Here is a 16,193-nt window from a genome sequence, read left to right as displayed (position 1 = left end):
ACGGCGAGGTCGTGGACGGTGACGGGTCGTCGACCAGGGCGCGGCCGTTGTCGCTCACCGCGCCCTCCCCGTGCCCACCGGCCGGCCGGGCGGGGCCGGCGCCGCCAGGACCCGGGCGGCCACCGCGTCCTCGGCGTACGGCGCCAGCGCCCGGCGCAGCTCCTCCGGCACCGGGGCCGGGACGGTCGCCGTGTTCGGCCCGCGCATGCACGCGATCCGCTGGCGGCCGCGGGCGACCGGGCTCCCCTGCCCGCCGTCGATCCGCAGGTAGTCGAAGCTGAACTGGACCTGGGTCCGGGTCAGTTCCTCCAGCCGCATCCGGACCGACAGCTCGTCGAAGGCGGTGATCTCGGCGAAGAACTCGCACTCCACCTTGAGGGTGAACAGCTTCAGGTCCTCCCGCAGCTCGGCGAGCACCCCGGGCGCCTTCTCCTTGAGGAACATCTCCCGGCAACGACCCTGCCAGCGCAGGTAGTTCACGTAGTAGACGTTGCCGACGAGGTTGGTCTCCTCGAACCCCACGGTGTGGCGCAGCTCGTAGTAGCCCGACATCAGTTCTCCTTTCCGGCGAGTACGGCGAAGACGACCGGCCCGGGCCGTCCGTTGACGGTGGTCACCCAGGTGGCGACGGCGGCGTCGCCGGCGGACAGGACGGCCCAGCCGTCCGGGTGGACGCGGTCGAGGGTCAGCGCCTGCGTGGTCGCACCGGACTTGCGCAGGCACTCCAGCGCGCTCCAGACCCTGGTGCCGGCCACCTCCGGGGCCTCGGCGGCCTCGGTCGCCAGCAGGTCCCGCAGGGCGTGTTGGCCGGGGCCGAGCAGCGCGTCCCAGTCCTCGGGGGTCCGTTCCAGGACGGACTCGGCGTCGCAGGCGAGGCGTCCCCGGCCCACCACCGCCAGGGTCAGGCCGCCGTCGTGCGAGGCCGACACCGTCCAGCCCTCGAGCCCCGGCCCGCCGCCGAGTTCGGGCCTGCCGTCCGGCCGGTGGTTCAGCTCCACCGGCCGGCCCAGCGCCCGACCGACGGCGGTCGCGGTGCGGGCCCGGCGGTCGCGGTGCCCGGCGTCGCCCTCCGCGGCGGGTTCGACGACCACCGCGCGGCTGCCGCCCAGGACCCGTTCCAGGCTGCGTTCCAGGTACGAGCCGAGCATCGCGGGCACCCACGGGCCGGCGCCGTCGCGCCGGCGCACGGCGACCAGGGTCAGCCCCTGCCAGTGCTCGACCACCGCTCCGGAGGGCGTGCGCACGACGAGGTCGTAGACGTAGCGGTCCCCGTCCTGGGAGCGCTCCCGGGCGTCGAGCACGACGAACCCGGTGTCCTGGTCCGCCCGGTCGGCCAGCCAGAGCCGCTCGATGCTCTGCGGCAGCAGGGTGGCGTCCGGCACGCAGCACTGGATGGCGTGCATCATCGCGTCCCGGGTGCCCGGGTCGGCCAACTGCTGCTCCTGCGGCAGGAAGGCGGCGAACCAGGGCGCCTGGGCGGCGGTGGAGATCTCCGCCAGGGCGTGCCGGGCGCTCGCCCGCCGGTACTCCAGCAGGCGCTGGAACCGCTTGCCCTGGAACAGCACGCCGCCGTACAGCTCGGTCACCGGGTCGACCGGCACCGTCGGCAGGCCGGACCCGACCGGTGGCGGTGTGCCGGGCGGTTCGGGACGGGGGTAGCGCAGCCTCGCCCGGAAGTGGTCGGCCGTGAAGCCGGTGTCCTCGCTGCGCAGCACCACGTCGACCGTTCCGGGGGCCTGCACCAGCGCGGCGATCCGGATGGTGGTCGAGCCGCCCGGGCGGACCACCACGGGGCGGCGGAACTCGACGTCCTCCAGCAGCGGCGAGCCCTGGTGCCCGCTCACCGCGGCGGCCACCTGGGCCATCGCCTCCATGCCCAGGACGGCCGGGAAGAGCAGGTCGCCCTGGAGCCGGTGGTCGGTCAGGTACGGGTCGCTGCCCTCGGACAGCTCGGCCTCGGTGATCAGCTCGATCTCCGGGTGGTGGGCGACCACCCGCTCCACGAACCTGGTCAGCGGCAGTTCGCGCTGGACCGTGGCCAGGGTGGGCAGGCCGCCGGCCCGTCCGCTCACCACCAGGACGGGGCCGGCCGAGGGGTCCGCGAGCACCTCGCGGAGCACCCGGATCCCGTCCTCGGTGGAGATCGGCGTGATGCCCTCCCGGATCAGCGCCTCGACGACGCCGAGCCGTTCGCCCATCCCCGCGCCCGACCAGACCGACCACTCCAGGGCGATCGCCCGGGCCCGCGGGTGCCGGTCCCGGAAGCGGAGGGTCAGCTCCGTCATCCAGTCGTTGGCGGTGGCGTAGTGGGCCTCGCCGCGGAGCCCGGCCCGGCCGATGATCGAGCCGAAGGTGACCAGCAGCTTCAGGCGGTCCGGGTCGACGGCCGCCAGCACCGCCGCCAGGCCGTCGGTCTTGGGCGCCAGGGTCCGCCGGAAGTCCTCGGCGGTCAGCGCGTCCAGGGCGGCCGGCTCGTTGCGGCCGGCGCCGTGCAGCACGGCGGTGACCGGGCCGAGTTCGCGCTCCAGCCGGCCCACTGCGGCGGCGACCTCCTCGGGCGCGGTCACGTCCGCCCGGGCGTAGCGGTAGCGCAGGCGGGCGGCGTCCATCCTGGCCAGGTTCCCGGCGAGTTCGCGGTCGGCGGCCGGGTCGGCGCGGCCGATCAGGGCCAGGGCCGCCCCGGAGTCCCGGGCGACCGCCAGGGCGCACTCGGCCGTGATGCCCTTGCCGCCGCCGGTGACCAGGAGGACGTCCCGCGCGTCGAGCGGTGACTCCCCCTCTGCCACCGGGCGGCGCGGCAGGGGGCGGAGCACCGGGACGGTGCGGCGGCCGTCCCGCTGGTAGCGGACCTCCGCGAAGCCGGCCGTGGCGGTGGCCTCGGCGACGACGCGGGCCACCGCCTCGTCGCGGGCGGCCCCCTCGGGGGCGGTGTCGGGCAGCTCGACCACCGTGGTCGGGACGGACGGGTGTTCCAGGTGCAGGGTCTTCGCCAGCCCCGCGGCCCCGAGGCGGTGCTGGACCACGACCAGCCTGGTGCCCTCGGGGGCGGACAGGACGGCTCGTGCGGCGGTCAGGAAGAGCTCCGTGTCCTGCGCGCCGCACTCGTCCGGGAGGCAGAGCAGGACGCCGTCCCCGAGGCCCGCCGCGGCGAGCGTGGTGCGCAGCGGTGCGGCCAGCGGGTGGCCGGGCGTGGCGAAGACCGTCCAGCCGTCGGCCGCGGCCCGGAGGTCGGACGCCCCGGGGTCGGACGCCCGGGGGCCGGGGTGCGGCCGGGCCGGCAGGGGAGCCGCCACGTGCTCGACCGCGAAGGGGCGCACCCACGGTGCCACCCCGGGGACCTCGCCCGCCGGCTCCGCCCCGGCCTGCGAGGTGTCCGCCAACCGGTCGATCAGCTCGGCGAGTTCGCCCAGCCGTACGGTCGCGAAGCCGGTCGTGGCGGCGAGCGCGGGCTGGCCCAGCGCCCGGGTGACGTCGTTGACGATCTGGCCGACCGTGATGGAGCTCAGGTGCAGGTCGTCCATCGGGTGGGTCCGCGCGGTGACGGAGTCCAGCGGCAGCTCGACCCGCTCGGCCGCGAGCCGGCGCAGCAGGTCCAGGGTGGAGACCGGGCCGGTGCCGGTGTCCGCGCCCGCCGGACGCGCGGACCGCTCGGCGCCGTCCGCCCCGTCGTCCGCCCCGCCGGCCCGCGCCACCAGGGCCGCGCCGATGGCCGGAGCCGCCTCGCAGGGGCTGGCCAGGAAGGTGGGCTCGCTCTCCGGCGGCAGCGGCCGGACCAGGCGGTCGCCGAACAGGGCCGCGGTCCGCACCGGCGCACCGAGCACGTAGGCGGCGCCGGCGACCCTGAGCAGCGGGCCGAGCGAGGCGCTGTCGGTGTCGACCGCCAGCACCGCGAGGTCCGGCGCGATCTCCGCCAGCAGGCCGGACAGCACCCGGCCGGGGCCGACCTCCACCACCAGGTCGGCGTCGGCGGCCGCGGCCTCGGCGGCCTCGTGGAACCGGACCGGGAGCAGCACCTGGGCGCGCAGCAGCTCCCGCAGGTCAGCGGTCGGGTCCAGCAGTCGGCCGGTGACCGTGGAGGCGACCGGGCGGACCGGCGGGCGGAGGTCGAACCCGGCCAGTTCGGCCGCCATCGCGGCCGCGGCCGGTTCGACCAGCGGCGAGTGGAAGGCGTGCGACACCCGCAGCCTGGTCGCCGTGACGCCCTCGGCCGCCGCCCGGCGGCAGACCTCGTCGACCGCCTCGGCGGGGCCGGAGACCACGGTCTGCCGGGGGCCGTTGTAGCCCGCGACGACGACGTCCGATCCGTCCGACAGCCGGGCGGTCCGCTCCGGGGTCGCCGCCAGGCCGGCCATCGCGCCGCCGCCGAGGCTCGCCCGCGCCATCACCCGGCCGCGGACCGTGGCGAGGCGCACCAGTTGCTCCTCGCTCATCGCCCCGGCCCAGTGCAGCGCCGTCAGCTCGCCCAGGCTGTGCCCGACCGCGGCCCCGGCCCGGATGCCCAGTCCGTCCAGCACCCGGAGGGCGGCCAGCGAACCGGTGACGATGCGCGGCTGGGCCACCTCGGTGGCGACCTGGTCCGCACCGGCGGGCGGTCCGGCCGCGCCGAACACCTCCTCCGCGGTGGCGAAGCGGCGCCGGATCGCGCCGACGGCGCCGTGTCCCGAGCCCTGCCCGGGGAAGAGGTAGACGATCCGGGGCGCGGTCCGCGCCCGGCCGAGGAAGACCCCCTCGGCGGCCGAGAACGCCTCCCGCGCGCCCGAGTCGAGCAGCGCGGCCAGCCGTTCGAGGGCCCGCGCCGCGTCGTCCGGCGAGGTCGCGACGACGGCGGCCCGGACCGGGGCGCCGGAGAGCCGCTCGGCCAGCGTTCCGGCCAGGTCCGCGAGTTCGGCCTGGGCCAGTCGGGGCACCAGGTCGAGCAGTGGGCCCAGCTCCGCGCGCAGCGCGGCCGGGTCCGCGCCGTCCAGCAGCAGCAGTTCGGCGTCCTGGCGTCCGGCGACCAGCCGGGTGGTGCGCTCGTCGAGCGCCTCGCGCCGGGTGCGGCCGGGGCCCTCGGCGACCGCGACGTGGGTGTTGATCCCGCCGAAGCCCATGGCCGACACGCCCGCCCGGACCGGCTGGTCGGCCGGCCAGAGCTCGGCCCGGCCCGGCACGTACATGGCCGCCGTCTCGCCGAGCAGGCCGGGGTGCGGGTCGTGGTGGCCGGTCGCCGGGGGGATCACCTGGTGGTGCACGGCGAGGGCGGCCTTGATCAGGCCGGCCACGCCCGCCGCGGCCTTGGTGTGCCCGAAGTTCCCCTTGACCGTCCCGAGCGCGGCCGGTCGGGCCGTCGGGTCGGCGGCGCGGCGCGCGGAGGACAGCGCCTCGATCTCGGTCGCGTCGCCGAGGGCCGTGCCGGTGCCGTGGCCCTCGAAGTACGAGACCGTCTCGACCCCGTAGCCCGCCCGCCGGTAGGCGCGGTCCAGTGCCAGCCGGTGGCCGCCCGCCTCGGGCCGGGTGATGCCGCCCCTGCCGTCCGAGGAGACCCCCCAGCCGCTGATGCTCGCGTAGATCCGCCGCCCCTGCGCCACCGCGTCCCGCTCGCGCATCAGCACCAGCATGCCGGAGCCCTCGCCGGGCCAGAAGCCGTTGGAGTCCCGGTCGTAGACCTTCATCTCCCCGGTGGCCAGCGCGCCGGTCTTGGCGAAGCCGATCACCTCGAACGGGTCGATGGACAGGTCGACCCCGCCGGCGACGGCCACGTCCAGGTCGCCGTCACAGAGCGCCCCGGCGGCCGTGACCACGGACAGCAGGGAGGAGGAGCAGGCGCCGTCGACGGTGTACCCGCCTCCGCGCAGGTCGAAGTGGTTGCAGATCCGCCCGGCGATGGTGTTGGCGAGGCCGCCCGCCAGCGAGTCCTCGTCGATCGGCGGGAAGGGCGCCTTGTAGCGCGGCTCCAGCTCCCCGAGGAAGGCGGCGACGTCGCCCTCGGGCCAGCCCTTGCCCGCCAGGGCGGCGGCCACCGTCCGGCGCACGTAGGGCCAGCGCAGCCGCATCGTGTTGGCGCGCGAGAACTCGCCGGTGAGGCTGTTGCCGACCACCACACCGGTGGCCTGCCGCGGCAGGCCCGCGCCGTCCGGGAACCCGGCGTCGGCGAGCGCCTCGGCGGCCACGTCGAGGGCCAGCCAGTGGGTCAGGTCGGTCGCCCGGTACGTGCTGCCGGCGACGCTGTACCCGACCCGGTCGAAGCTGTAGTCCCGGAGGACGGCGGCCTTGGTCGCGTAGTACCGGTCGGGCGCGGTGCGGTCCGCCGACCAGTAGTCCGCCTGGTTCATCCGCTCGTCCGGCAGCCTCCGGAAGGCCCGGCGGCCGCCCAGTACGTTGTCCCACAACTCACCCGGGGAATTGGCGTCCGGATAGCGGAGGCCGATTCCCACGATTGCGATCCGTTCACTGCTCATGTATCCACCACCCATGGAGATGAATTGACGGCGAATCCCTTCGCCAACCCGGCGATCCACCCATCGGTCAAGCGTGCGACCAAGGCCGGGAAAATGCCTTCTCCGAGTTTGCTTTACCACCCGCGCGGGTCGCGCTCTTTCAATAACGGCGTTATTTCCCCGCGTTCGCATTCCATAACGCCGTGATATTCCGCGCGGCGCACCGGAGCCGACGGCCGTGAACGCACCGGGGCCCCCGCCGCGGGGCGGGGGCCTCGGTGCGTCCGGAGTGCCGCGGGCGGCTTCGGTGTCAGCCGTGACCACCCGTCAGAGCGCGCTCCCCCAGCCTGGCGCCCAGCTCCCGGGCCGCCGCCAGGGCGGCCCAGGAGGCGAGCTCGACCAGCGCGGCGTCGCCGGGCCGACCGCGCCGGAACTCGGCGACGAGACCGTCGTCGACCCGGTACGAGGCCTTGGCGACCAGCAGCGCCAGCCGGCCCGCCGGGCGCTGCTCCTCGGGCAGGGCCGACACCTCGTCCTCGACCCAGGCGCGGCCGGTCCCGGGCGGCCCGCCGTCCCACCCGGCGAGTCCGGCCGTCACCAGCCGCCGGACGCCGTCCGGCACCGAGCGGGCCCCCGCCTCGTCGATCGCGGCGGCGGCCCGCGCGAACGCGCCGGCGATGCTCGGGGTGCCCGCCGCCCACCGCAGGTCCGCCGGCAGCGGCGCGGAGGGCAGCAGGTCCAGCGAGGCGCCGGCCGGCGGGGTGCCGCGCGCGCTGCGGCGCATCAGCCGGCCGAGCACGGCCGTCGCCGCCGACCGCGCGGGCGCCGGGAGGCCGGCCGGGAGCGGGCTCTCCTCCAGGAACAGGTTGACCATGCGGTTCAGGTAGTGGAAGGTGACCGCCACGCCGACCAGTTCGGGCACCCGGTCCGCGGGGAACGGCGGTCGCGCACCCCGGCCGCCCGCGCCGTCCCCGGTCTCCCGGAGCCAGTCGGCCACCTCCCGCTCCCTCCCCGCCGCCGCCCTGGCCCCGGCGGACGCCCCCGGTCCGGGCCGCAGCGCGGCCAGCGTCGCGCCGTGCACCTCCGTGCAGAACGGGCAGGCGTTGGCCTCCGACACGGCGACGGCCACCGCCTCCTTGAGCGCCCGGTCGACCCGCCCGGCGGCGAGCAGGGTCTCCCGGAGCATCACCCACGAGGCGGCGAGCACCGCCGGCGAGGGCGCGTGCAGGCCGATCGGCGGTGCGAGCAGGCCGAACTCCCGCTCGACCTCGGCGTAGACCCGGGCCACCTCCTTCCCCGCGTCGGCCGGGCGGACCGGGGCGACCCGGCGGATCTGCGCCAGCGGCCGCAGGGCCGGCCGCAGCAGCGGTATCACCATCGGTCTCCTCCTCTCTGGCTCGATCTGTCGCCGTGGCGCGCTTGGGACGTGTCTGACAATTCCCGCCGGGTGCGCGACGCCAATGGTCAGACACGCCCTAAGGCCGCGTCAGGCCGGGCAGTTGCGTCCGCACCCCGCGCCGTCCGCTGGTCCCGCCGTCCGGCGAGGGCGCGCCGTACCGGACGTTCACGCCGCGCTCGCGCGCTGCGCGCACGATGCCGGGGACCGCGCGTTCGGCGAGCGCGGAGATGGTCAGCGCGGGGTTGACGGTGAGCGCTCCCGGGACGGCGGAGCCGTCGGTGACGAAGATGCCCGGGTGGTCGCGGAGTTCGTGCCGGTCGTCGAGCGCCGAGGTCCCCGGGTCGTCGCCGATCCGGCAGGACGCCAGCGGGTGCACGGTGTACGCGCCCACCAGGTCGTTGGTCCACGGCATGACGCGGGCCAGGCCGTCGCGCTCCAGGATGTCCTTCACCACGGCGTCCGACTCGGCCCAGCCGCGCAGGGTGTTCTCGGTCGGCCGGTACCTGATCGGTCCGCGCCCGAGCATCTGCTGGGAGATCCGGTCCGCGTTGCCGGTGGCCGGCGGCGGGCCGAAGACGCCTTCGTTGTCGTCCTCGACCATGGTGAAGACGGTCAGCCAGGACTGCCACCGCCGGACCATCTCCTTCTTCTCCACACCGAACCAGCCGGGGCCGGTCGCGTCGGGCACCTGCGCCAGGATGGTGCCGAACCCGGGCGGGAAGTAGAGCTGTTCCAGGGAGAACCGCGAGTGCTCCGGGAGCGAGCCGTCGAGGTTGTCCCAGCTCGCCACGACCGGCCCCTTGCCGATCTGGTTGGCCCCGAACGCCAGGCCGTCGGAGCGCTTGAGCCCGAGCAGGTCGCGGGCCCGGTCCTCGTCGACGACGGCCGTGTTGAGGCGCTCCCCGTTGCCGGAGAAGTAGCGGCCGACGGCGGAGGGCATCGTGCCGAGGTCCGCCTCGGAGCGCTGGAGGATCACCGGGGTGGCGCCGGCGCCGGCCGCGAGCACGACGATCTTCGCGTCGATCGTGCCGCTGCCGACGTGCACCCGGTAGTCGGTGTCGTCGACGACGTCGTAGTGCACCCGGTAGCCGCCGCCGTCCGTCCGGGAGAGCCGCTGCACCTCGTGCAACGGCCGGATCTCGGCCCCGTGCGCGAGCGCGGCGGGCAGGTAGTTCAGCAGCAGCGACCGCTTCGCGTCGAAGCGGCAACCGGACATCATCCAGTTGCAGTTGGTGCACTTCGCCCGGTCGATGGCGGCCGGGACGGGGTTGGCGGTGCGCCCCGCGTGGTCGCAGGCGGCGGCGAACAGGCCGCCCGCGTAGGTGACGTCGTTCCAGTCCTGCTGGGTGATCGGCAGCGCCTCGGCCACCCGGTCGTACCAGGGGTCGAGGGTGTCCCGGGTGATGGCCGCCGGCCACATCCGGCGGCCGATGCCGCCGCGGCGCTCGAAGGCGAACCGGGGGGCGCGCGGCATCGCGGCGAAGTACACCACGCTGCCGCCGCCGACGCAGTTCCCGCCGAGCAGGCTCATGCCGTCGCCGACCACGAAGTCGAAGATGCGGGTGTAGGAGGACCCGAGCAGGAAGTCGTGCTCGAAGTCGGGCGCCTCCAGCCACGGGCCGCGCTCCAGCACGGTGACCCGCGCGCCGCCGGCCGCCAGGTGGTAGGCGGCGATGGCGCCGCCGAAGCCGCTGCCGACGATCAGGACGTCGGTGCTCTCGGTGCTCGTCATGCGGGGCTCCCTGTGGACGTGGTGCCCGGGTGGGGTTCGGCCAGCTGCCGCCGGTACGAGAAGTCGGAGAACCGCCACAGGCCGTCGGCGTCCGGGTCCATGAACCCCATCGCCGTGAGGCCGGGGTGGCCCGCCGCGATCGCGTCCGCGGTGTGCAGGTGGGCGGCGGTGTCGTAGGCCATGTTGCTGAACAGCGCCAGCAGGACCCACAGTTCGCGCTCCGGGTGGTCCGGGCCGGTCAGCGTCCGCACCAGGCCGGTGCGGTCCGCGAACGGAAGGGCGACGAACGGCGGCACCGCGTCGTCGAGCGGCCGGCCGCGCTCCTCCGCGTAGGCGCGGGCGTGGCGGTTGAGCGCCTGCTCGTAGTCGTCCAGGGCGTTCGAGAGCCCGGTCGCGGGCGTCTCCAGCAGTTCGATGGCGCCTGCCTGCACCGCGCCGCCTCCGGTCGAGGCGCCGGCCACGGCCTGGTCGTCGGGGGAGCGCTTCTCCCCCGGGACGATCGTGTCCGCGAACGCCTCGAGCGTCATGGTGCGGTAATCCTGCTGATCTGGGATACGCGAGCCCACCGGCATCTCCTCAGGTGGTCGTCGAAAAAACGGGCCCGACGCACCGGCCGACCCCGATTCGCATACGCGACTTTGGCATCGTCCGGGCAATACCTCCACCTCCGCATCTCCTGCGTTGCTGAGGAGCGTTGATCGGCTTCGGCGGCCTCAACCCGGCGGCCGCGCGGCGGCGTTGACCCGTGAGCGCACCATCCCCCACCGCGGGTCGGCGGTGGTGCGCACCCGATCCCGCCCGTTCCGGCAATCGCCCTTGACAATCGGGTTCAAACATACGAACCCCCCCGGCATCCCAACTTTCAGACATGCCAACGGAATGTGCCAACGCGCCATTGCACTTGTCATGCACCAACTGATAACGTCGTCTCTCGTTATGGCGGCGGCCCCCTTTCGTCCTCCCCTTTCCGGCGGGGGACGCCTTCGCATGCCATGGCCTCTCTGACCGCCGGCCCGGAAACCACGGCCGCGACTTTCGTACCCGACCATCGCACGGGCGGAATTTCTGTTCATTCGCATGTACAGCAGAGAACCTGGAGTCGATCATGAAATCTGCCATCGAGCAAGCCGTGACCCGGGCCATCGAGACCATGCACGAGAACATCGGCGAGCTGCTGACCATAGACGATATGGCGCAGGCGGCCATGTACAGCAAATTCCATTTCTCCCGTGAGTTCCAACGGATGACCGGGGTCTCGCCACGGCGATTCCTCTCCGCCATACGCCTGGAGACCGCGAAACGCCTCCTCATCGAGACGACGTTCACCGTGACGGAGATCAGCCACCGGGTCGGGTACAACAGCGTCGGCACGTTCAGCTCCCGGTTCACCAGCAGCGTCGGCGCCTCCCCCACGATGTTCCGTCAGCTCCGGGGCTTCACTCCCCGGATCGAGGTCGACTTACACGGCCGGGGCCGCGGCGCGGAACTCTCGACGTTCCGGGGCGAGATCCGGGCCTCGGTCGCGGGGGACCTCGGCCGGGTGTTCGTCGGACTCTTCCCGACCCGGATCCCGGAGGGACGGCCGGCCGCCTGTTGCGTCCTCCCCCGTCCCGGGGCCTTCCTGCTCGACCGGGTGCCGAGCGGCACCTGGTACCTGCTGGCGCACTCCGTCCCCGTCTCCTTCGACGAGGTGCTGACCGGCGACGGCGAGGTCTCGGTGGGATCGGTCGGACCGATCGAGGTGCGGCCGGACGTGCCGCTGCTGCCGATGGAACTGCGGCTGCGCCCGATCCGGGCCCTGGACCCACCGGTCCTGCTGGCGCTGCTGGACGTACGGTCGACGGCGTTCAACGAGCTGTCCCAGGTCGCCGAGGCCCCCCGGGCCGACAGCGCCTGAGCCGCCGCCCGCCCCGACAGGACGGTGAAGACCCGACGGACGGCGAAGTCCTTACGGCCCGGATCCCCCCGCGGAGGTCCTCTGCGGGGGGATCCGGGCCGCGACGGAGGGTGTGCCTCAGCCGGCCGGGTGCACGGTCATCGGCAGGCCGCCCGCCACCCGCAGCGACAGCATCGGCTCGGGCGTCACCCGGTGGCCGGGCACCTTGACCAGCCGGAGGTCCCGGGCCACCACGGCGATCGTGAAGACGGCCTCCAGCAGCCCGAGGTGGTTGCCGACGCAGAAGCGCGGCCCCGCCCCGAACGGGATGTAGGCGTAGCGCGGCCGGTCCGTGGCCCGGTCCGGGTCGAAGCGCTCCGGGTCGAACTGCTCGGGCGCGTCCCAGAAGCGGGGGTGGCGGTGCAGGGTGTACGGGCAGATCAGGACGTCGGCGCCGGCCGGCACGTGGTAGCCGCCCACCTCGTCGTCCGCCTGCGCCTGCCGCGGGAGGATCCACACCGGCGGGTAGAGCCGCATGACCTCGTCCACCACCCTGGAGGTGTACCGGAGGCGGTGCAGGTCCTCGAACTCGGGCAGCCGGTCGCCGAGCACCTCGACGGCCTCGGCGTGCAGCCGCTCCCGCACCTCGGGGTGCCGGTCGATCAGGTGGAAGGTCCAGCCGAGGGTGCTCGCCGTGGTCTCGTGGCCGGCGAGCAGCAGGGTGACCAGTTCGTCGCGCATCCGCTGCCGACCGACCCGCGGGTCGGGCTCCTCCGCGGTGGCCGTGATCAGCCGGGACAGCGCGTCGTCGCCCGTGCTCCGCCCGCCGTCGCGGGCGGTCCGGTCCGCGACCAGCCGGTCGACCACCCGCTGCAGGTCCTGCCGGGCCCGCCGGAAGCGCAGCTGCTTGGCGAGCGGCACCCAGGAGGGCACCGCGCCCATGGTGACCATGTCGAACATCGCCTGGTCCTGCACGGCCTCGAAGTCGTGGCCGACCGCCTCGAAGGCGCCGAGGTCGACGTCCAGCAGCGTGCGGCCGAGCACCCCGAGGGTGAGCGCCGTCACCTCGTGGACCACGTCGACGGGCCCGCCGCCCTCGTGCGCCCGCAGCCGGCCGACCAGCTTGACCGCCTCCTCCGCGACGACCCCGGCCTGCCGGGCGATCCGCTTGTGCTGGAAGGCGGGCTGGATCTGCCGGCGCTGCTTGCGCCAGAGCTCGCCCTCGCTGGTCAACAGGCCGTTGCCGAGGGCGCGTCGGGCCTGCACCAGGCCGATCCCCTTGTGGTAGTTGGCCGCGTTGTCCGCGAGCACGTGCTTGGCGTGCTCGGGGTGGTTGAAGAAGTAGAGCGTCTTGGGGCCGATGGAGATCCGGACCGCGTCGCCGTACTCCCGCGCGGCGGAGCGCATCAGCTCCAGCCGGTCCCCCACCAGCCTGCGCAGCAGGACCGGAGCGGCCCGGCGCGGCGGGCCGGGCGGCACCCGGCGGGTCGCGGGCACGGCTAGCACCCCCCGTCGTTCGCCAGGCGGTCGGCGACGGCCCGGCGCCACACCTCGTACGCGGGCAGCGCGCCCGGCACCGGCCCGGCCGGCCGGACGTCCCGGGTGACCCTGGCCGCCTCCTCCGGTCCCATGCCGCAGAGGACCCGGGTGGCCAGTTCCGTGTGCGGGACCAGCAGACCGGCCCGCAGCCGGGCCTCGGCCGCGAACGCGCTGCCCTGCGCGACGATGGCCCGGTGCGGTCCGGCCCGGTCCCGGAACGCCCGCAGCTCCGCCTCGTCCGCGCCCCCGGCGTAGGTGGCCGCCAGCCCGGCCCCGCTGTAGAGGTCGGACCACCGGGACTCCGGGAACTTCTCGATCATGGTCGCGACCAGGTCCGCGTCGGTGCCGCCGACGAACCACAGGGCCCGGCCGATGCCCTGGTCGATCGCGCGGCCGGCGTACGACGGCGTGTCACCGGCCGGCCAGGGGAAGGCCGGCTCGCGGTACTGCTCGTGGACGTACCGGGCGGTACGGAAGTACGCCTGGTGGAACCCGTACCCGTCGAGCACGAGCCAGCGCAGCAGCGGGTCGAGCCCGTCGACGTCCGGCCAGCGGAACCTCGGCAGCCGGGCCATCGCCCAGCCGATCCCGACGTAGACCATGTAGACGTGGTCCGCGCCCCGCCCGGCGAGGAAGCGCCCCACCGAGCCGCGGCCGGACAGCGGCAGCCCGTCGAGCACGGCGAAGCCCATGCCGGCGCCCTCGTAGGCGAATCCGCGGAACGGGACCGGAACGCCCTCCAGGCGGAGCTCCGCCGCCGCCGGGTCCCGGGCCTCCATCGCGTACGCGTAGCCCTCCAGGAACCGCCCGCCGACCGACTCCAGCAGGTGCTGGGCGTCCGGTGACTTCCGGTGGAAGCCGCGCTTCTCCAGTAGGGTCTCCGAGGTGCTCGGGGTGAGAACGCGTCGTCGGAGCGTTCGCCATGCACTGGGCACGCCATTCTCCTCTCAGGTCTTCCTCACGTCGGTGCGCTGCCACGCGGATGGTGCCCGGCCGGCTCCGGCGGGGCTTCTCCGCACCTGCTCAGTTCGCGGGGGCCGCCGCGGGCGGCCGGGGCCGGTCCGGCTGCCCGGCGGCACGGAAGTGCGTCCGCACGTTGGCCCGCCACAGCTCGTACGCCGGCGGTCCGGCGGCGGTGGCGCCCGGGGCACGGCCGGCCGCGGCGGGCTCGTCCACCGCGCAGTCGTCGGCCAGCTTCGCGGCCCCGTCGACCGACAGGCCGGTCAGGGCCGTGGCGGCGGCCTCGCAGTGCGCGGGCACGAAGCCCGCGTACGCGCGCGCCTTCGCGGCGAACACCGACCCCTGGGCGAGCTCCGCCCGGTGCTCCCCCGCCTCCCCGCGCAGGACGGCCAGGCCGTCCGCCGTGGCGCCGCCGGCGAAGGTCGCGGCCAGTCCCACCCCGCTCCACAGGTCGGCCCGCCGGTCGGCGCGGAACCTCCGCACCGCGACGGCCACCTGCTCCGGCACCCCGCCGTGGATGAACCACAGCGCCCGCCCGATGCCCTGGTCGACGGCCCGCCGGAAGTACTCCGGCGCGCCCTGCCACGGGTACGGCTTCACCTCGCGCTGCTCGTCCACCCAGCGCCGGGTGCCGAAGTAGGCGAGGTCGAAGCCGTACCCGTCGACCGCCAGCCAGCTCATCGTCGGGTGGTACGGCGTCCCGGCCAGGTCCGGCAGCACCTTGCGCCACAGCGGCCGCGGCAGGCGCGCCATGGCGAAGCCGATGCCGATGTACGCCAGGAAGATGTGCGGCTGCCCCGGCCCGGCCAGCAGGTCGCGGGTGCGGCTGCCCCGGCCCGTCGCGTCCAGGACGGTGAAGGCCATCGTGGCGCCCTCGTAGGCGAATCCGCGCTGCTCCGGGTCGACCAGGCGCAGCCGGCGCTCGACCTCCCACTGGTTGCGGGCGTCGATGCCCCACTCGAAGCCGCAGACCACCGCCTGGGGCACCGCCTCCAGGCGTTCGGTGGCGGCCGTGGGGGTCACCGGGAAGCCCCTTCCGGCGAAGGCCACCGAGGCCAGTGACGGTGTCAGCACCAGTCGGCGCAGTGATCCGAAGGTCGTCGGCACGATCCCTCCCAGCCCAGCGTCCTGAATGACGGCCCCTCCATGCTCCGGGGGCGGCGGGGGCGGCCGCATCTCCGCGGTTGCGTTCTTTTCGGCCGGACGACCGTCGCTACCCGAACTCCCTTTCACCAAGCGGCCTTTCCTCACCTGAGGTTTCCTCGGCCAGGCCGCCGAAAGGCCTCGGAAACCGCGCCCGGGGGTGCCACGGACCGTGTTGTCGAAATCCCCGGCGGCGCGGTGGAATGGGGCCGTGCGGGACCGGGTGCCCGGCACCGTCGGGTCCGTTCCCCGTCCAGGCCGTCCCATCGAAGGAGTGCGCGCATGAACACGCGTCACCAGCAGGACGAGGCCCCGCCCGAGCCGCTCTGGGACCGGGCGCCCGACTGCGTGGCCTACCGCCGGTCCCGGCGGAACATCACCGAACTGCTGCTCGCCGCCCGGCCCGGGGCGGCCGGCGTCCCGGTCCCCGCCTGTCCCGGGTGGACCGTCCTGGACCTGCTCGGCCACCTGGTCGAGGTCTGCCGGACGGTGGCCGCCGACGTGCCCGGCAACCTGTGGGAGGTGCCGCACGCCGAGTCCGGCACCGGCCTGGCCGGCCTGCTCGAGGAGTGGTCGCGGCTGGACGGCCCGGTGGAGCGGGTGCTCTCGGACACGCCGCAGCTGCGGCACACCATGATGATGATGGACGCGTTCACCCACGAGCTCGACCTGCGCGGCGCGCTCCGGGCGCCGGTGGTCGCGGACCAGCCGTCGTACCCCTCGGCCCTGGACCTGGTCGTCCGGGGCTTCGCCAACTCGGTGCGCTCCCACGGGCTTCCGGCGCTGCGCATCCGGACGGCGGGCGCCGAGTGGCAGGCCGGTGACGGCGAGCCGGCCGCCGTCCTCCAGGGGCACCGCCACGACCTGCTCCGTTCGCTCACCGGCCGGCGGACGGTCGGGCAGGTCTCCGGACTGGCCTGGAGCGCCGCGCCGGACGCCTGGCTGCCCGCGTTCACCTGGGGGCCGTTCCGGCCGCCGGAGCGGCCCGTGGAGGCCGCCGTCGCCGCGCGGTAGCGCCCGGGCCGCGGAACGGCTCCGTGGCGCCCGCCCCGAGGGGGGGGGCCCCCGTGGGTGGCCGTGGGAACAGGGCGGGGCCGGGGGGGGCGCACCCCCCGGCCCCCCCCCCCG

At 75.1% G+C, this 16,193-nt stretch carries 10 protein-coding genes; 2 read left to right on the top strand and 8 right to left on the bottom strand.

Annotated elements, in window-relative coordinates; all coding sequences use genetic code 11:
- Nucleotides 1-54: 54 nt before the first annotated feature.
- From ACFCY1_RS00625 to ACFCY1_RS00605, 5 genes are all read right to left on the bottom strand, one after another.
- Nucleotides 55-552: a thioesterase family protein gene (locus ACFCY1_RS00625; RefSeq protein WP_074002823.1), complete on the bottom strand. Its 498-nt coding sequence runs from the start codon at nt 550-552 to the stop codon at nt 55-57.
- Complete coding sequence (locus ACFCY1_RS00620) at nt 552-6,437, bottom strand: SDR family NAD(P)-dependent oxidoreductase (RefSeq protein ID WP_375872999.1); 5,886 nt, start codon at nt 6,435-6,437, stop codon at nt 552-554. The genes ACFCY1_RS00625 and ACFCY1_RS00620 overlap by 1 nt, the downstream gene beginning before the upstream one ends.
- 289 nt (nt 6,438-6,726) lie before the next feature.
- Nucleotides 6,727-7,794, bottom strand: a complete 1,068-nt coding sequence (locus tag ACFCY1_RS00615) for a carboxymuconolactone decarboxylase family protein (protein WP_074002825.1) — start codon at nt 7,792-7,794, stop codon at nt 6,727-6,729.
- 97 nt (nt 7,795-7,891) lie between these two features.
- Nucleotides 7,892-9,547 (bottom strand): FAD-dependent oxidoreductase, encoded by a 1,656-nt coding sequence (locus ACFCY1_RS00610; protein WP_049657656.1) that lies wholly within the window; start codon nt 9,545-9,547, stop codon nt 7,892-7,894.
- Nucleotides 9,544-10,074 carry a DUF5987 family protein gene (locus tag ACFCY1_RS00605; RefSeq protein ID WP_375872998.1) on the bottom strand — a complete coding sequence of 177 codons (531 nt, stop codon included), beginning with the start codon at nt 10,072-10,074 and terminating at the stop codon, nt 9,544-9,546. Before ACFCY1_RS00605 ends, ACFCY1_RS00610 begins: the two co-directional genes overlap by 4 nt.
- A gap of 578 nt (nt 10,075-10,652) precedes the next feature.
- Between ACFCY1_RS00605 and ACFCY1_RS00600 the strand changes: the two genes are divergently transcribed.
- A complete protein-coding gene (locus ACFCY1_RS00600; protein ID WP_234348608.1) occupies nt 10,653-11,444 on the top strand; it encodes a helix-turn-helix transcriptional regulator in 792 nt (263 codons plus the stop codon).
- Nucleotides 11,445-11,561: 117 nt separating this feature from the next.
- Here the strand turns inward: ACFCY1_RS00600 and ACFCY1_RS00595 are convergent, their stop codons facing one another.
- The 3 genes from ACFCY1_RS00595 to ACFCY1_RS00585 form a co-directional block, all read right to left on the bottom strand.
- Nucleotides 11,562-12,920: a cytochrome P450 gene (locus ACFCY1_RS00595; RefSeq protein WP_375872997.1), complete on the bottom strand. Its 1,359-nt coding sequence runs from the start codon at nt 12,918-12,920 to the stop codon at nt 11,562-11,564.
- A 2-nt stretch (nt 12,921-12,922) separates the two neighbouring features.
- A complete protein-coding gene (locus tag ACFCY1_RS00590; protein WP_375872996.1) occupies nt 12,923-13,897 on the bottom strand; it encodes a DUF1702 family protein in 975 nt (324 codons plus the stop codon).
- Nucleotides 13,898-13,985: 88 nt separating this feature from the next.
- Entirely contained in the window at nt 13,986-15,029 is a 1,044-nt protein-coding gene (locus ACFCY1_RS00585) for a DUF1702 family protein (RefSeq protein ID WP_375872995.1), read from the bottom strand.
- Nucleotides 15,030-15,347: 318 nt separating this feature from the next.
- On the opposite strand from ACFCY1_RS00585, the gene ACFCY1_RS00580 reads away from it, so the two are divergent.
- Nucleotides 15,348-16,079, top strand: a complete 732-nt coding sequence (locus ACFCY1_RS00580) for a maleylpyruvate isomerase family mycothiol-dependent enzyme (RefSeq protein WP_049650279.1) — start codon at nt 15,348-15,350, stop codon at nt 16,077-16,079.
- Nucleotides 16,080-16,193 lie beyond the last annotated feature (114 nt).

Source organism: Kitasatospora sp. NPDC056273 (assembly GCF_042268845.1).
Taxonomy (GTDB): Bacteria; Actinomycetota; Actinomycetes; order Streptomycetales; family Streptomycetaceae; genus Kitasatospora.
The sequence above is the reverse complement of the archived record's forward strand: the minus strand, read 5'-3'. Positions and strand labels throughout refer to the sequence as shown.

Coding starts and splice junctions, on each gene's coding strand:
- ACFCY1_RS00625 (WP_074002823.1), bottom strand. CDS start 552: ATGTCGGGCTACTACGAGCTGCGCCACACCGTGGGGTTCGAGGAGACC.
- ACFCY1_RS00620 (WP_375872999.1), bottom strand. CDS start 6,437: ATGAGCAGTGAACGGATCGCAATCGTGGGAATCGGCCTCCGCTATCCG.
- ACFCY1_RS00615 (WP_074002825.1), bottom strand. CDS start 7,794: ATGGTGATACCGCTGCTGCGGCCGGCCCTGCGGCCGCTGGCGCAGATC.
- ACFCY1_RS00610 (WP_049657656.1), bottom strand. CDS start 9,547: ATGACGAGCACCGAGAGCACCGACGTCCTGATCGTCGGCAGCGGCTTC.
- ACFCY1_RS00605 (WP_375872998.1), bottom strand. CDS start 10,074: ATGACGCTCGAGGCGTTCGCGGACACGATCGTCCCGGGGGAGAAGCGC.
- ACFCY1_RS00600 (WP_234348608.1), top strand. CDS start 10,653: ATGAAATCTGCCATCGAGCAAGCCGTGACCCGGGCCATCGAGACCATG.
- ACFCY1_RS00580 (WP_049650279.1), top strand. CDS start 15,348: ATGAACACGCGTCACCAGCAGGACGAGGCCCCGCCCGAGCCGCTCTGG.